Consider the following 14012-nt stretch of genomic DNA (forward strand, 5'->3'; position numbering starts at 1 on the left):
GGGGGGACGGGGGTCCGGGGGAAGGGGAGAGGGAAAGCCCTTTTCAAAGGGTTGCCCTCTCCCCTTCCCCCGGCCGCCGGAGGCATTCTTCTACTCGAACCGGCGGGCGGTGATGATGGAGACGGGGTCCACGGGGACGTCGTCGAAGCCCTGGTAGGAGCGGGTCCGGGTCTTGCTGATCTTTTCGGCCACGTTCATGCCGTCCACGACCTCGCCGAACACGCAGTAGCCGAAGTTGTCATCGTCCTCGCCGGTGTGGTCCAGGTCCGCGTTGTCGGCCACGTTGATGTAGAACTGGGAGGTGGCGCTGTGCGGCTCGGGCAGCCTGCCCATGGCCACGGTCCCCTTGAGGTTCTTCAGGCCGTTGGTCGCCTCGTTCTCGATGGGATCGCGGGTCTCCTTTTCCTCCATGGAGAAGGTCAGGCCGCCGGTCTGGATCATGAACCCCTTGATGACGCGGTGAAACAGGGTTCCGTCATAGAATTCGTCGTCAACGTAACGGAGGAAGTTCTCCACCGTCTTGGGGGCCTTGTCCGGGAAAAGTTCGATCAGGATTTCGCCTTCGGGGGTCTCCAGAAGGACCATGGGATTTTCCATCAGTGTGCTCCGTTCAGTCTTCGTTCTTGTCGCTTTTGTCGCCACCCGCCAGCGGGTGCGCCCGATCGTATACCTGCATGATGCGCTGCATGTCCAGATGCGTGTACCGCTGGGTCGTGGTCAGGTTCTCGTGGCCGAGCAGCTCCTGCACGCTGCGCAGGTCGGCCCCGGCCTCCAGCATGTGGGTGGCGAAGCTGTGGCGGAGCATGTGCGGGTGGACGTCCTTGGGCAGTCCGGCCAGCCGGGCGAGCCGGGCCACGATGCGGTTGGCCTGCCGCCGGTCGAGGCGCTTGCCCGCGCGGGAGCTGAGGAACAGGGCCTGCTCGGCGTAGTTGTCCTTGAGAAAGGCGTGGCGCTGGCCCATGTAGCGGCGGATGCGCTGCACGGCGGCGTCCGAGAGGGGCACGATGCGCTCCTTGCTCCCCTTGCCGGTGACGCGGATCACGTCGGAGTCCACGTCGTTCATGTCCAGGCCGATGGCCTCGCTGATGCGCAGGCCGGAGCCGTAGAGCACCTCGGCCAGGGCGATGTCGCGCAGCCCTTCGGGGTCCGGCTCGATGTTCGCCTCCATCATGGCCACGGCCTGGTCCACGTTGAGCACCTGCGGATGCCGCTTTTCCTGCTTGGGATTGCGGATGCCCGCCAGCGGATCGCGGGTGACGATCTTGTGGCGCAGGAGATACTTGAAATAGGCGCGCAAGGAGGAGAGCTTGCGCCCCATGGAGGTCTTGGTCAAAGAGAGGCGATGGAGCTCGGCCAGGAAGGCGCGAACGTGATCGCGGTTGATCTTCTCCGGCTTTTCCAGGCTGAGGCGGCGGCCCTTGAGGAAATCCCGAAACTGGTCGAGATCGGTCCCGTAGGAGCGGACCGTGGCCGGGGAATAGCCCTTCTCCACTTCGAGATAGGCGAGGAAGCCCCGGACCAGCTCGCCCTGCTCGTTACGCTTTTCGCCGGTCGATGACATAGCTGCTCTTCGGGTCTTCCTTGGCCTTCTTCTTGAGGCCCATGGCAATGGACGAGACCTCGCCGTAATGGGTGATGCGGCGGTCGGTGTTGACCACCACGGCGAGGGAGATGGCCATGAGCGGGAAGACCTTGGTGTTGCCCTCCCGGTCCACGGAGGTGATGTTGCCGCGCTTGCGGTCTTCGGGATCATAGAAATGGGGTACGATCTCGTCGAACGCCTTGATGATCCGCTTGCAGGCGTCCTCGACCTTGTCCGGCGGCAGGATGAACACGAAGTCGTCGCCGCCCACGTGCCCCACGAAGCTCTGGACCCCCTGGTAGCTGCGGATGGTGTTGACGATGACCCGCGCGGCCATCATCAGCACCTCGTCGCCGCGCGAGAAGCCGTACTTGTCGTTGTAGGACTTGAAATAATCGAGGTCGCAATAGGCCAGCGCGAACTCGTCGCCGGAGTCGATGAGCTGCTGGATGCGCTGGATGATGGAGGTGTTGCCCGGCAGCTTGGACAGCGGGTTGGCGTCCAGAGCGCGCATGGCCCGGCACAGGGTCAGGTTGATGCGGTCCCGGACCTCGGACGGGTTGAAGGGACGGACCAGAAAGTCGTCCACCTCCACCTGGTTCCAGTTCCACGGCTCCTCCACGTCCACCGGGTCCACGCACATGACCACGGGCACCTGGCGGTAGACGTTCTCGCTCTTGACCAGATTGGCCACCTCGCGGCCCGAAATGTCTCTCAGGCGGTTGTCCACCACCAGCAGGTCCGGGGGATCGATGAACATGCGCTCGATGGCCTTGGCCCCCTGGTCGAAGACCGTGAACTCCAGGACGTCCGGAGACCAGAGCTGCCGCAGCATCTCCGCCAGGGACTTGTCGGGCGAGAGCAGAAAACCGGTCTGCTTCCGCTGGAACAGGGATTCTTCGAGGGTCTGGCTCATGGCCGGAATCTAGCACCGGACCCGCCCGGCGTCAAAAGAAGAACCCTCCCGACCGGTTGGACGGGAGGGTTCCGGAGGATTCGTTGGATCGGGTTACCAGGTTTCGGTGGACTCGTTGTCCTCGCCGATGCGGTTGGTGATCTGCTGCAGCTCCTCGGCCAGCCGCGCCAGGTCGTTGACGGCGGAGGTCGATTCCTGCATGGCCCCGGCGATCTCGTTGGACACGCCGTTGACCTCCTCCACGCTGCGGGCGACCTGTGTGGTGGCCGCGGCCTGCTGCTCGGAGGCGGCGGCGATGTTGCGAATCTGGTCGTCGGCGACCTTGGCCACCAGCAGGATGTCCTTGAGCGCGTCGCCCGCCTTGGAGGCCAGGGCCGTGGACTGGTCGATGGCCTCGGTGGCGTTCTGGAAGGCGGCCAGATTGCGCCGGGTGCCGTCCTGTATGGAGTGGATGGCGCTGCCCACCTCCTGGGTGGCGTTCATGGTCTTCTCGGCCAGCTTGCGGACCTCGTCCGCGACCACGGCGAAGCCGCGCCCCGCGTCGCCCGCCCGCGCCGCCTCGATGGCCGCGTTCAGGGCCAGCAGGTTGGTCTGGTCCGCGATGTCGGAAATGACGGTCATGATAGCGCCGATGGCCTCCACGTCGTTGCCCAGCGCGCGGATGTTCTCATCCACCAGCTTGGCGCGGCCGCGAAGGGTCTCGATGGAATCGACCACCTCCATGACCACCTGGCCGCCATGGGTGGCGTTGTCGCGCATCTGCTCGGCCTGCCGGGCCGCCTCGGAGGCGTTCCGGGCGATCTCCAGCACGGTGGCGTTCATCTGCTCCATGGCCGAGGCGACCTCGGCGGACATGGCCTTCTGGCGGTCCGCCCCGCGGGTGGTCTGCTCCACCTGCGCGGCCAGCTCGTTGGAGGCGGCGGACAGCATGGAGGCCACGGAATCGGCCTGGGTGGCGGTCTCCAGCATGTTGCGCTGGGCGCGCTTGATCTGGGTCTGGTCCATGATCACCTTGACCGCGCCCAGGGTGTTGCCCTCCTCGTCCAGCAGCGGCATGCCGAAATATTCGATCTCCAGGGAGGCTCCACCGGGGTGCGCCTCGGTATTGGAGAAGACCATCTCCTTGCCCGCCATGGCCTTGTCGCAGGCGCACTCGCCCGATCCGCAATGCCCGGTGCGGAAGTATTCGGAGCAGGTCGAGCCGACCAACTCGTCGAACTCGGCACCGCCCAGTGCGGTCCCGGCCTTGTTCATGAAGAGAATGCTGTGGTCCTTGGAAATGGCCATCAGCGGCAGGGGCAGCTCGTTGAGCAGGTTGACCATCCCGTCGAGCATATAGTTGGTGCCGTTGATCAGCCCGGCGAAGTCGCCCTCGAATTCCGAGGCATCGCCGCGCTCGTTGAAGTGGCCCTGCTCGATCCTGCGGGCCACCTCGGCGAAATTGCCGGTCATGCTGCGCACGGTCCTGCGGATGTCGATGAGCGCCGACTGCATGCTGGCGATCTCGTCGCCGTCCTCACGCTTCTCAAACAGCTCGGCCAGGTCGCCGTGCGCTGTGGCCTCGGCCATGCGCACGGTTTTCCTCACCGGGCGGAAGACGAAAAACTGAAGCAGGGCCAGGGCCAGGAGCATGAAGGCGACGATCAGCCCCGCGCCCACGAGCTTCATGACGTCGCCCTGCCGGGCGGCGGCCGCCGCGATGTCGTCCAGATAGGCGCTCATGCAGACCACCCAGCCGGACATGGGGTCCGTGGCCACAACCATGACCTTGGGCCGCCCCTCGAACTCGTACTCGACCACGCCTTCCTTGATGGACAGGGCCTCCTGGATGAACTCGAACCCACTGGCATCCTTGCGGAACAAGGTCTCGTCGGGATGGTGGATATAGCGGCCCTCGCCGTCGAGGACGAAGCCGTATCCGGTCTGGCCGATGGCCACCGGGGCGACGAACTGCTCCACGAAGGCGTCCCAGGAACCGAACAGGACGATGCCGCCGCAGACCTGGCCGTCCACGTCCCGGATGGGATAGCTGATGTTGAACATCCGCGCCCCGGACTTGCGGTCGGAGATGATCGTCTTGTCCATCACGCCGGTGTCGTTCCCTTTGAGCACTTCCTTGGCAAAGCGCCGGGAACCGACGAACAGGCCGACCATCTTGACGTCGTGGCTGTTGGCCCCGGCCATGACCTTGCCCTTCCCGTCAAAGACCTCCACGCCCCAGATGTTGGCGTTGGTCTTGATGAGCACGTCGCAGACGTCCTGCGCCCGCGCCGGGTCGCCCTTGACCGCCGCGACCATGTCGGGGTTCAGGGACAGGGCCTTGGCGAGGGATCGCTGGTTTTGGATGAACATGGTCAGGGACCGCGCCGCCGAAATGGCCTGCTCCTCGGCGGTGTGGACCACGCCGGAATAGGCCATGTCGAAGGAGGACTGGGTCACGTAGTAAACCAGGCCGCCGATGCCGGTAACGATGACGAGACAAAGGGGAATGAGCAACTTCAGGGAAAGCCGCCGCCGGACGAAAGAAAGCATATACCGCCTCGTAATGCTTTAAAGATGTGCTACCGGGGTACCGAATGCGCATGGCGGGCCTCAAGGCGTCCTGGGGAGCCCGGGCCTGGACCGATGCGGACCAACGTACTACTTTTGTTAAGCATCCGGCACGTACCAGCAGGAAAATAGCTATAGAAATTGAGTAGCGTAATAGCGTTGACTGGTCAATCCATCAAAATGATAACCATTCTCGAACAACTCATTTGTCCATCTAAGTGGTATGGATAATGATCGAAAAAAAGTTGCAACATCGCCACATGGGCGAGATGGGGGAGGAATCAGAAGGTGAGGTCGGAGACTTCGAGGAGCTGCCCCGTCATCTCGTCCATGACCTTGTCCAGGTCGCTCATCTTGAACTTGAGCTCGATGAGCGCCTCCGGTCGGAGGTAGGCGGTCTGGTCGTCGCCGCCGTTGCCGAACTCCAGCAGCCGGACCAGGAAGTCGCCGATGTGGACCACGCAGGACATGGGCTTGTAGAACTCGGCCAGTTGCGGGGCGTGGTGCCGGGTCATGGCCTCGCGGATGTTGGGCGGCAGCCCCCAATGGCGGGCCAGCCACGCGTTGATGCGGTCGTGCCCGAAGCCGAGCACCGCCTTTTCGGCCTGGAAATAAGTCAGGTCGCGGGACTGCACCGTGTCCAGCACGGCCTTGTGCAGGTCCGGGAGCTGCACTGCGGTGACCACTTTGCCCAGGTCGTGGAGCAGCCCGGCCACGGCGTATTCCTCCGGGTCCTCGAACCCGGCCCGCCGGGCGATGATGTTGCAGGCCGTGGCGCAGCCCAGGGAGTGCTCCCACAGACCGTGCATAGCCTGGACCATCATGTCGAAGACCGAGGTGGAGATGATGATGCCGCGCACCACGTTGAACCCGAGCAAGACCAGGGCGTGCTGGATGGAGCTGATGCGGCCGGGAAAGCCGTAGATGGGCGAGTTGACCATCTTGAGGACCTTGGCCGAGAGCACCTGGTCCGTGGAAATGACCTTGGCGATGGCCTCGCTGGAGGCGTCGGGGTCCTCCACCAGCTTGGTCACCTTGTCCAGGACGTGCGGCAGGGTCGGCAGGTCCTTGACCTGCAATATCTCGCCCTTGACCACGGTCTTGAGATCGCCGTCAACGTCCATCATGGCTCGACCGCCCCGTTTTCCGCGCCCCCGTCCTCGCCGTTCTCGATGCTCTTGAGCGCCTTCATCCGGGCTTCCTGGGCGGCGGCTTTTATCTGGAAATACTGGCCCATGCGGGCCTTGACCCGCATCATCCACTTGTCTTCGGCGTGCCTGCGGAACAGATGGTCCAGCCGGTCCAACCGTTCGCCCCAACGGGTGCCGGCCCCGGCCCCGCCCATGTCCACGGGATGCCCGTGCACGGTGATCCGCTCGACATCCATGCCCTCAAGCCGGGCGATGAGGCTGTCGGTCAGCTCCATGCCCTCGGCCATGATGGTGATGCCGTTCTCGCGGGTCACGGGCTTGGCCAGCTTCATGCCGGGCGCGGCGAGATTGATGGGTATCTTCTGCATGCGTATCCGTTGGACTCTTTGGCGTCAGATTACACGGGCGGACCGCCCACCTCAAGGGGGAACGGCTATATCTTGTCGAAGAAGATCAGGCACCCCATGATCACAAAGGCCACGGCGGCGATCTTCTTGATGACGTCCGTGGGCACGTACTGGCAGATGAACTGGGCGAACATGACGCCCAGAAAGCTGACCAGGACCAGGGCCAGGGAGGACCCCAGGAAGACCGTCCACGGCTTCTGGGTCTTTGCGGTCATGAGCATGCAGGCGAGCTGCGTCTTGTCCCCGAGTTCGGCCACGAACAGGGTGCCGAACGTGGTGGCGAGCAATTTCCAATCCATAATATCCTCAAACAATTAGTTTTCTCTGGCTATGTACCACATTCCCGGAAGCTGCTGGACCGCACCGCGCATCTCCAGCATCAACAATACACGGCTGGTTACGGATGAATCCCAGCCCATCTCGCGGCCCAGTGCGTCGATGTGCACCTTGTCCGCCGCGTCGATCAGGTCCAGGACCCGCCGCTCGTCGCCGGTCAGGTTCATCCCCTCGCGGTCGGCGAACCTTGCTGGCGCGCGCCTTTCGGAGGGCGAAGGAACGTCCTTCCGGCGGACGCCCTTCTTCTTTTTGACCACGGCTTCGGCTGCGTCAACCCCATTCTCCTCCTCTTCGGGAGCGGGGTCGGGCACGTTCGCCAGTTCGCGGGCGAAGTCGAAGCGCAAAATCTCGATGATGTCGGCGGCGGACTCCACCAATGCGGCCCCCTGCTTGATGAGCCGGTGGCAGCCGGTGAAGGTCGGCTGCCCGATGGGACCGGGCACGGCGAACACGTCCCTGCCCTGCTCTCCGGCCAGCCGCGCCGTGATCAGGCTGCCGCTGTTGTGGGCCGCCTCGGCCACCAGCACCCCCAGCGAAAGCGCGCTGATGAGCCGGTTGCGGTAGGGGAAATTGCCGGGTCTCGGTTCCATGCCCGGGGCGTACTCGGTGATGACCAGCCCCCGCTCGTACAGCTCCTGGCGAACGTCCGCGTTGCCGGGCGGGTAGCCCACGTCCAGGCCGCAGCCGAGCACCGCGATGGAGCTTCCCACTCCCTTGAGCCCGCCCAGGTGCGCCTGGCGGTCGATGCCAAGCGCCAGGCCGGAGATGACCGTGATCCCGGTCTTGGAAAGCTGGGCGCTGATCCGTCCGGCGGTCTCCAGCCCCAGCCGGGTGCACTCCCTGGCCCCGACCACGGCCACACCGGGATTGGCCAGCAGGCTCTGGTCCCCGCGCATATAGAACAGGGCCGGAGGGTCGGGCAGTTCACGGAAGGACTGCGGGTAGCGGGGATCGAAAAAGGTGACCGGCTCCATGTGCTGCCGCCGGGCCTCCCGGAACTCGGCCTCGGCCTTCTCGCGCCAGACCTCCGAGGCGCAGGCCTTGGCCACGCCCTTGGCCGCCAGCTCGCGGGCGTGCCACCGGCCCGCGTCGCGCACCGCGTCGTAGGCGCTGGGATAGGCCGCGAACAACTCCTTCCATACCTTGGTCCCCAGCCGGGGGGTATGTCTCAGGGCCAGGCAGGCGAAGTATTCTCGTTGCAGGTCCATGGAAGCGCGAAACCTCTTGGAAACGGTGCGACCGGCCCCCGCTCTCGGACGGGTCGCCGGTCGTGCGAAAAATCAGGATACGGGAAAAGGGCTAGCCGCCCAGCCTGGAAAGCTCCCTGCGCCCGATACCGGCCGCAGAGGAATTCGGGAAATCCTGTTGCAGGGCGCGGAGATAGAAAAGCGCGTTGTCGCGGTCCCCCACCCGGTCGTAGGACATGCCGATCTTGAGCAGGGCCGCAGCCGCCTTGTCGTGCTTGGGGAACTTCCCGGTGACCTCCTTGAAGGTCAGGATAGCCTGGGCATAGTCCTTTTCGGAATAATAGGTCTCCCCCTTCCAGTACAGGGCGTTGGCCGCCAGATCGTCGTTCGGGTACTTGGCCAGGAAATCGTCGAACAGGGTGCGCGCGCCGGGATAATTTCCCGCATTGTACCGGGCGTACCCCTGCTCGTACAACGCCTTGGGCGTGGCCGCCGAAGACGCGGGAACGGACGCCGGGGCAGGCTTCGGCGCTGGCGCGGCCGTCTGCGGGGCGGGCGCGGGCTTGGGCGCCTGGGCGCGGTCGATGACCTCCGGCTCCGGGATCACGGCAGGCGGTTCGGGCGCGGCGGGCGGCTCGGGCAGCTTGGCCCAAGGCTTCTCCTCGTCGTTCTCCACCAGGGGCTGGCTCTTGCCGCCCTCGACCCAGCCGTCGTCCTCGGGTTTCAGGTCGCCCACCCAGGTCTCTCCGGCGGGAGCATCAACAGTTCCCTTGGCGGGCGCGGGCGATCCGCCCCTGAGCCCCGTCAGTTCGCCCTCGATGGCCGCCAGCCGGGACTCGATGCGCTGCAACGCCTCCTGGTCCTCGTCGGCGGCCTGGCGCTGCTGCTCGCGGAAATTCAGGAAACTCTCCTCCAGGCTCTTGATGCGCCACTCCGTGCTCGCCGAGACGGTGTTCGCCTCCTTTTGCGTGGTCACGCAACCGACCACGGGCAGGCAAAGAAGGGCAAGCAGAAGGAGTTTCAGGGATTTCATAGAGGCGGTCTCCGCGGTCACTGGTTTGGTCGCTTCAGTAGGCAATAGGCGATACACGGATTTTTTGCAAGGAATCCATGATCCCGCCGCACAGGGCAACCGGGAAATGCACCCTTGCATGAGACACGTTTTTCAGGCACTAAAACGCGCACGGGATACCGTCCCCAAAAGGCAACCCTACCGGAGTTCCAATCAGCCATGAGCATCCAAGAAACCCTGACTCTCGTCGCCTTCATGCTGGCACCGGCCTTCTTCAGCCTGCTCGGCATGGGCGCACTCGGCAGCCCGGCCATCGCGGTCCTGGCCGAAATTTCCGCCAAGACCCGCGGCAAGATCCTCTTCGACAAATACGGGCAGCAGACCGCCGCCCTGGGCCTGATCCTGACCATCGTCGCATGATCCTGACCATCGTCATGATCCTCATCTGCGGCGCGTCCCTGGGCATCGCCCTGGTCAAGTACCCGGACCTGTTCAGCGCGCACACCACGCCCGGCTCGCCCTTCTTCAACGGGCTGACCGCCTTCGGCGTGTTCGTGGTCGCCGGGCTGCTCTACTTCCCCACCTGGAAGAAGATGCGCAACGCCAAGGCCGCGCACATCGCCCTGGGACTGGTGGCCACCTTCGCCGCGATCATCGGCCTGGCCATCGTGGTCCCGGCCAAGCTCGCCTTCAATTTCTCCATGACCGCGCCGTCCGCCGAGGCCTTGGCCAAGACCGCCATGATCGCCCAGCCCATGTCCGCCATGTACGCCCTGCTCATCCTGGCCGCCGCCGCAGCCCTGAGCATGGTCTACCTCATCGTCCGCCGCCACAAGGACGACTTCGGCCGCGACTACTACAATTTCGCCCTGCGCATCGCCGCGCGCTGGGCCATGCTGCCCATGATCGGCTTCCTCGGCTGCCAGGGCTGGCTCTACGCCCGGCTGCCCGAGAACCTCCAGACCCTGATCCTCGGCACCCCACTGGCCTTTGTCTGGGCTGGGCTGGCCGCCATCGGCGCCATCTGCTGCTTCCTCTGGCTGTTCCTGGGCCGCAGCGAAACGCCCCTGCGACTCAAGGGACTCGCCTTCCTGGCCGCCGCCCTGTTCTGGGTCATGCACGCCCTCAACGCCGCCCTGTTCGTGAACCTCATGACCATGATCTAGTCCACGGATCAAGGACCGTAAAAAAGCCGGGGAGCGTAAACGCTCCCCGGCTTTTTTTGCCTCCGGCGGCCAGAGGGGAAACTTTCGAGAAAGTTTCCCCTCTGGACTCCCCTTCAAAGCTTTTTAGGTGCCTTCGGCAAGGCCTTGCGAACGCGGTTAAGCTTGCCTTTTCTGTTGTGGGAGGTCCCACGCCCTCAGGCTTTTGAGAGCCGCGCCCAAAGACCCGCAAACAAAAGGGGCTCCCTTTCAGGAGCCCCTTTTTTTGCGGGTCTTCGGCTGCCTACTTAATGGCACCGGCCACGACCAGGGGTTCCTTGCGGCCGAGCTGGGTGGACAGGCTGTAGATTTCGTGGGGATCGAGGATCAGGACCACCGAGCCGTCGCCCATGATGGTCGCGCCGGACAATCCCTTGAGGTTGAAGTTGTTCAGGTACTGGCCGAGCGGCTTGATGACGATCTCCTGGCGCTCCAGGAGCCGGTCCACCACCAGGCCGAGCCTGCGGTCGTTGTCCTGGATGACGACCATGGGCAGCACCTCGCGCTCGCCGGAATCCTGGGGCAGGTCGAGCAATTCTGCCAGCTCGACGATGCCGAGCACCTCGCCGCGCAGGGTGACGGCCTTGCGGTTGTTGATGTCGGAGAGCTTCTCCACCTCGATCTTGGTGGTCTCGGACACCGCGTCCAGGGGGATGGCGAAGGTGTCGCCCGCCACCTGGACCATGAGCGCGTCGATGATCGCCAGGGTCAGGGGCAGGGTCAGGGTCAGCTTGGTGCCCTTGCCCACCTCGGACTGGATGTGGACGCTGCCCTTGAGGTTCTTGATGTTGGTCTTGACCACGTCCATGCCCACGCCGCGCCCGGAGATGTCCGTGACCTTCTCGGCGGACGAGAAGCCCGGCGCGAAGATCAGGTCCATGGCCTCGCGCTCGTCCATGGCGTTGGCCTCTTCCTGGCTGATGAGCCCCTTGCGCACGGCCACGGCCTTGAGCTTTTCCGGGTCCATGCCCCGGCCGTCGTCCTCGACCTCGATGGCCACGGAGTTGCCCTTGTGGTAGGCGCGCAGCCAGACGTGGCCTTTGGGCTTCTTGCCTGCGGCGATGCGGGCGTTCTCGTCTTCCAGGCCGTGGTCCACGGCGTTGCGGACGAGGTGCACCAGCGGATCGCCGATCTCCTCGACCACGGACTTGTCGAATTCGGTCTCCTCGCCTTCCATGATCAGCTCCACCTGTTTGCCGGATTTGCGGCTCAGGTCGCGGACCAGGCGCGGGAAGCGGGAAAATACGGTCTGCACCGGAACCATGCGGACCTTCATGATGGTGTCCTGCAGGTCGTCGGAGATGCGCGCCATGGCGTAGGTGGTCTCGGTGAGCTGCTGGGCGACCACGTGCACGTCTTCCTGGCCCTCTTCAAGGGCGCGGGCGAGCATGGCGTAGCGGTTGCGGTTGATGATCAGCTCGCCGATGACGTTCATCAGGTGGTCCAGCTTGTGATGGTCCACGCGGATGGTGCTGGAGGCCTTGGGTTTGGCGGGAGGCTGCGCCCCGCTCTTGCTGGTGCCTGAGGACATGGAAGACTTTGCCGCGGGAGCGGGCTTGGCTGCGGGTTGAGGCGCGGGCGGCGGAGGCTCGACCGCCGCGGGCGGTTCGGGAGCGGGCCTTGGCGCGGGCGCGGCGGGTTTGGGGGCCGGAGCCGGGGCCTTGGCAGCAACCGGCTTGGCCGCAACCGGCTTGGGCGCGGCCGGCTTGGGGGCGGCCTTCGGGGGGGCTTCGGCGGCCTTCTCTTCGGAGACGCCCGGCAGCTTGGCGATGGCCGCCCGGATCATGTCCCGGAGGATGGCGTATTCCTGCTCCAGGATATCGAGCATCAGGGAGAAATCCATGTCGGACTTGCGCGCCTGGTCCACCAGCCCCACGGTCCGCCCGGCATACTCCTTGATCTCGTCGAACCCCATGTAGCCGGTGGAATTCTGGATAGTCTGGAAAGTCCGGAACAGGCCGTCCACGATGTCGCGCTGGTCAGCGTCCTTGCGCAACATCTCGAAGGCCACGACAACGGCCTCGAACTGCTGGTCGATGGTCTGGATGAACAGGGCCACGTCCTCCGGATCGTACTCCGGCTCGACGGCCTCGGATTGGGCCGTGGGCTCTGCCGGAGACGCCGCCCTGGGCGCTGCCGGCGGGGCAGGCTTTTCCTCGGCATTCTTGGTGCAGGACACCAGGCCGCCGACCGCGTCCGTGTTGCCGTCCTCGGTGACCTTCTGGAGCACCTGGGCCATGACGCTGGTGTCCAGCGGCTCCACCTTGCCGTGCTCCAGGTCCACCTTGCCCACCAGCGCCTCGATGAGGTCCACGGCGGCGAGCAGCAGGTCGATGAGCCCCTGGGTGGAGGCGATCTCGCCCTTGCGCACCCGATTCAGCAGGGTTTCGGCCTCATGGGTCAGGGAGTTCAGCTCCTTGAATCCGATGATGCCGCTGTTGCCCTTGAGGTTGTGGAAATAGCGGAAGGTGTCGTTGATCAGTTCGTCGTTCCCGCCCGGGTCCCCTTCCATGGCCAGCAGGCAGCGGTTCAGGTTCTCCACTATCTCCTGGGCCTCTTCGAGGAAGTCGGCCAGATGGCCTTCGCCCACGGTGGTCAGGGAGTAGGGGGTGGCGTCGAAATCAGGGTCTGGCTGCGGGCTGAAAGCAGTCATCGGAGTATCCCCAGCTTCCTCCGCCGTGAAGGCGGGTTCCGGTTCAATGTATTCGGGTTCCACGACCGGCTCGTCCGCCGGCTCGGCGCCCTGCTCGGGGCAGGCCGCCCCGTCTTTGGCCAATTCCCTGCCCCCGTCGTCAAGCTCCCCGACCAGGGCCGCTTCGATCCTTGCAATGATGGGCGCGGTGTCCACATCACCCTCCAGCCCGCTGGTCTCCAGGTTGTCGACCATGGTCCGCAGGGCATCTGTAGCGGAAAGGATGAGGTCCATGATCGGGCCTGTCACGCGCATGGAACCCTGGCGCAAGTCGTCCAGGATGTTCTCCGCCTTGTGGGCCAGCCCGTTGATCTTGTTCAGACCGAGAAAGCCCGATGCCCCCTTGAGGGAGTGCATGGGCCTGAATATCTCATTGAGGAGGCTGAGGTTGTCGGGACACTTTTCCAGTTCGAGCAGGTTGGGCTCTATAGTCTCCAGGTGTTCCTTGGCCTCAATGAAAAAATCGGAGAGAATTTCAGGATCGAGAAATTCCTGGCTCATCGAGTCTCCTCATGCGCGGGCCGGAAGCGTGCTCCCCGCCCGCCGCAGCATCGGTTACGTGTGTTCATCCCGTGCCCGGACTGCTATCCCAGCAGCATCTTGACGTTGCGGACCAGCTTTTCCGGCTGGGCCGGTTTGACCATGTACAGGTTCGCGCCCACGGTCAAGCCCGTCTGAATGTCCTTGTCCTGGCCTTCGGTGGAGAGCACCACGATGGGAATGTCCCGGTAGGCCCCCTGTTCCCTCACCGTCTTGATGAAGGTCAGGCCGTCCATCCGCGGCATGTTCACGTCCGAGACTATCAGATCCACCTCGGACAGGCTGTAGAGCTTTTCCAGCCCGTCCAGTCCGTCCTCCGCCGTGGTAACCTTGAAGCCTTCCTTCTTCATGATGAAGGCCACAAGATTCCTGACAGTCTTGGAATCGTCCACTATCAGAATATGTTTAGGCATGATTCCCCCTTGAATAACACGACA

At 64.3% G+C, this 14012-nt stretch carries 13 protein-coding genes; 2 read left to right on the top strand and 11 right to left on the bottom strand.

Annotation, left to right across the window (positions count from 1 at the left end; translation table 11 throughout):
• Positions 1-90: 90 nt before the first annotated feature.
• The 9 genes from AWY79_RS13290 to ybgF all read right to left on the bottom strand — a co-directional run bounded on the left by AWY79_RS13290 (position 91) and on the right by ybgF (position 9162).
• Positions 91-597, bottom strand: coding sequence for a peptidylprolyl isomerase (locus tag AWY79_RS13290; RefSeq protein WP_066804845.1), 507 nt, complete (start codon positions 595-597; stop codon positions 91-93).
• Positions 598-610: 13 nt separating this feature from the next.
• On the bottom strand, positions 611-1561 hold the full coding sequence (gene xerC / locus AWY79_RS13295; RefSeq protein ID WP_066804847.1) for a tyrosine recombinase XerC: 951 nt from the start codon (positions 1559-1561) through the stop codon (positions 611-613).
• A complete protein-coding gene (locus AWY79_RS13300) occupies positions 1536-2498 on the bottom strand; it encodes a GGDEF domain-containing response regulator (protein WP_066804851.1) in 963 nt (320 codons plus the stop codon). The genes xerC and AWY79_RS13300 overlap by 26 nt, the downstream gene beginning before the upstream one ends.
• A gap of 93 nt (positions 2499-2591) precedes the next feature.
• Positions 2592-5030, bottom strand: a complete 2439-nt coding sequence (locus AWY79_RS13305) for a methyl-accepting chemotaxis protein (protein ID WP_066804855.1) — start codon at positions 5028-5030, stop codon at positions 2592-2594.
• 299 nt (positions 5031-5329) lie between these two features.
• Positions 5330-6175 (bottom strand): HDOD domain-containing protein, encoded by an 846-nt coding sequence (locus AWY79_RS13310; RefSeq protein ID WP_418055031.1) that lies wholly within the window; start codon positions 6173-6175, stop codon positions 5330-5332.
• Positions 6172-6567: a hypothetical protein gene (locus AWY79_RS13315; protein WP_066804858.1), complete on the bottom strand. Its 396-nt coding sequence runs from the start codon at positions 6565-6567 to the stop codon at positions 6172-6174. Before AWY79_RS13315 ends, AWY79_RS13310 begins: the two co-directional genes overlap by 4 nt.
• 65 nt (positions 6568-6632) lie before the next feature.
• Entirely contained in the window at positions 6633-6905 is a 273-nt protein-coding gene (locus tag AWY79_RS13320) for a TMEM165/GDT1 family protein (RefSeq protein ID WP_066804861.1), read from the bottom strand.
• 15 nt (positions 6906-6920) lie between these two features.
• Complete coding sequence (dprA, locus tag AWY79_RS13325) at positions 6921-8150, bottom strand: DNA-processing protein DprA (RefSeq protein ID WP_066804864.1); 1230 nt, start codon at positions 8148-8150, stop codon at positions 6921-6923.
• Between the two features lie 91 nt (positions 8151-8241).
• Positions 8242-9162, bottom strand: coding sequence for a tol-pal system protein YbgF (ybgF, locus tag AWY79_RS13330; protein ID WP_066804866.1), 921 nt, complete (start codon positions 9160-9162; stop codon positions 8242-8244).
• A 198-nt stretch (positions 9163-9360) separates the two neighbouring features.
• On the opposite strand from ybgF, the gene AWY79_RS19415 reads away from it, so the two are divergent.
• Complete coding sequence (locus tag AWY79_RS19415) at positions 9361-9561, top strand: hypothetical protein (protein WP_233490926.1); 201 nt, start codon at positions 9361-9363, stop codon at positions 9559-9561.
• A complete protein-coding gene (locus tag AWY79_RS13335; RefSeq protein WP_233490927.1) occupies positions 9558-10307 on the top strand; it encodes a hypothetical protein in 750 nt (249 codons plus the stop codon). Before AWY79_RS19415 ends, AWY79_RS13335 begins: the two co-directional genes overlap by 4 nt.
• Positions 10308-10587: 280 nt before the next feature.
• On the opposite strand, the gene AWY79_RS13340 is transcribed toward AWY79_RS13335, so the two are convergent.
• Together AWY79_RS13340 and AWY79_RS13345 are read right to left on the bottom strand one after the other, a co-directional pair.
• Positions 10588-13536, bottom strand: coding sequence for a chemotaxis protein CheA (locus AWY79_RS13340; protein WP_066804869.1), 2949 nt, complete (start codon positions 13534-13536; stop codon positions 10588-10590).
• 83 nt (positions 13537-13619) lie between these two features.
• Positions 13620-13988 (bottom strand): response regulator, encoded by a 369-nt coding sequence (locus AWY79_RS13345; protein WP_066804871.1) that lies wholly within the window; start codon positions 13986-13988, stop codon positions 13620-13622.
• Positions 13989-14012 lie beyond the last annotated feature (24 nt).

The organism is Pseudodesulfovibrio indicus (assembly GCF_001563225.1).
Classification (GTDB): Bacteria; Desulfobacterota; Desulfovibrionia; order Desulfovibrionales; family Desulfovibrionaceae; genus Pseudodesulfovibrio; species Pseudodesulfovibrio indicus.

Bases quoted from the DNA above. Each gene is read 5' to 3' on its own strand.
- AWY79_RS13290 (WP_066804845.1), bottom strand. From the start codon at position 597: ATGGAAAATCCCATGGTCCTTCTGGAGACCCCCGAAGGCGAAATCCTG.
- xerC (WP_066804847.1), bottom strand. From the start codon at position 1,561: ATGTCATCGACCGGCGAAAAGCGTAACGAGCAGGGCGAGCTGGTCCGG.
- AWY79_RS13300 (WP_066804851.1), bottom strand. From the start codon at position 2,498: ATGAGCCAGACCCTCGAAGAATCCCTGTTCCAGCGGAAGCAGACCGGT.
- AWY79_RS13305 (WP_066804855.1), bottom strand. From the start codon at position 5,030: ATGCTTTCTTTCGTCCGGCGGCGGCTTTCCCTGAAGTTGCTCATTCCC.
- AWY79_RS13310 (WP_418055031.1), bottom strand. From the start codon at position 6,175: ATGATGGACGTTGACGGCGATCTCAAGACCGTGGTCAAGGGCGAGATA.
- AWY79_RS13315 (WP_066804858.1), bottom strand. From the start codon at position 6,567: ATGCAGAAGATACCCATCAATCTCGCCGCGCCCGGCATGAAGCTGGCC.
- AWY79_RS13320 (WP_066804861.1), bottom strand. From the start codon at position 6,905: ATGGATTGGAAATTGCTCGCCACCACGTTCGGCACCCTGTTCGTGGCC.
- dprA (WP_066804864.1), bottom strand. From the start codon at position 8,150: ATGGACCTGCAACGAGAATACTTCGCCTGCCTGGCCCTGAGACATACC.
- ybgF (WP_066804866.1), bottom strand. From the start codon at position 9,162: ATGAAATCCCTGAAACTCCTTCTGCTTGCCCTTCTTTGCCTGCCCGTG.
- AWY79_RS19415 (WP_233490926.1), top strand. From the start codon at position 9,361: ATGAGCATCCAAGAAACCCTGACTCTCGTCGCCTTCATGCTGGCACCG.
- AWY79_RS13335 (WP_233490927.1), top strand. From the start codon at position 9,558: ATGATCCTGACCATCGTCATGATCCTCATCTGCGGCGCGTCCCTGGGC.
- AWY79_RS13340 (WP_066804869.1), bottom strand. From the start codon at position 13,536: ATGAGCCAGGAATTTCTCGATCCTGAAATTCTCTCCGATTTTTTCATT.
- AWY79_RS13345 (WP_066804871.1), bottom strand. From the start codon at position 13,988: ATGCCTAAACATATTCTGATAGTGGACGATTCCAAGACTGTCAGGAAT.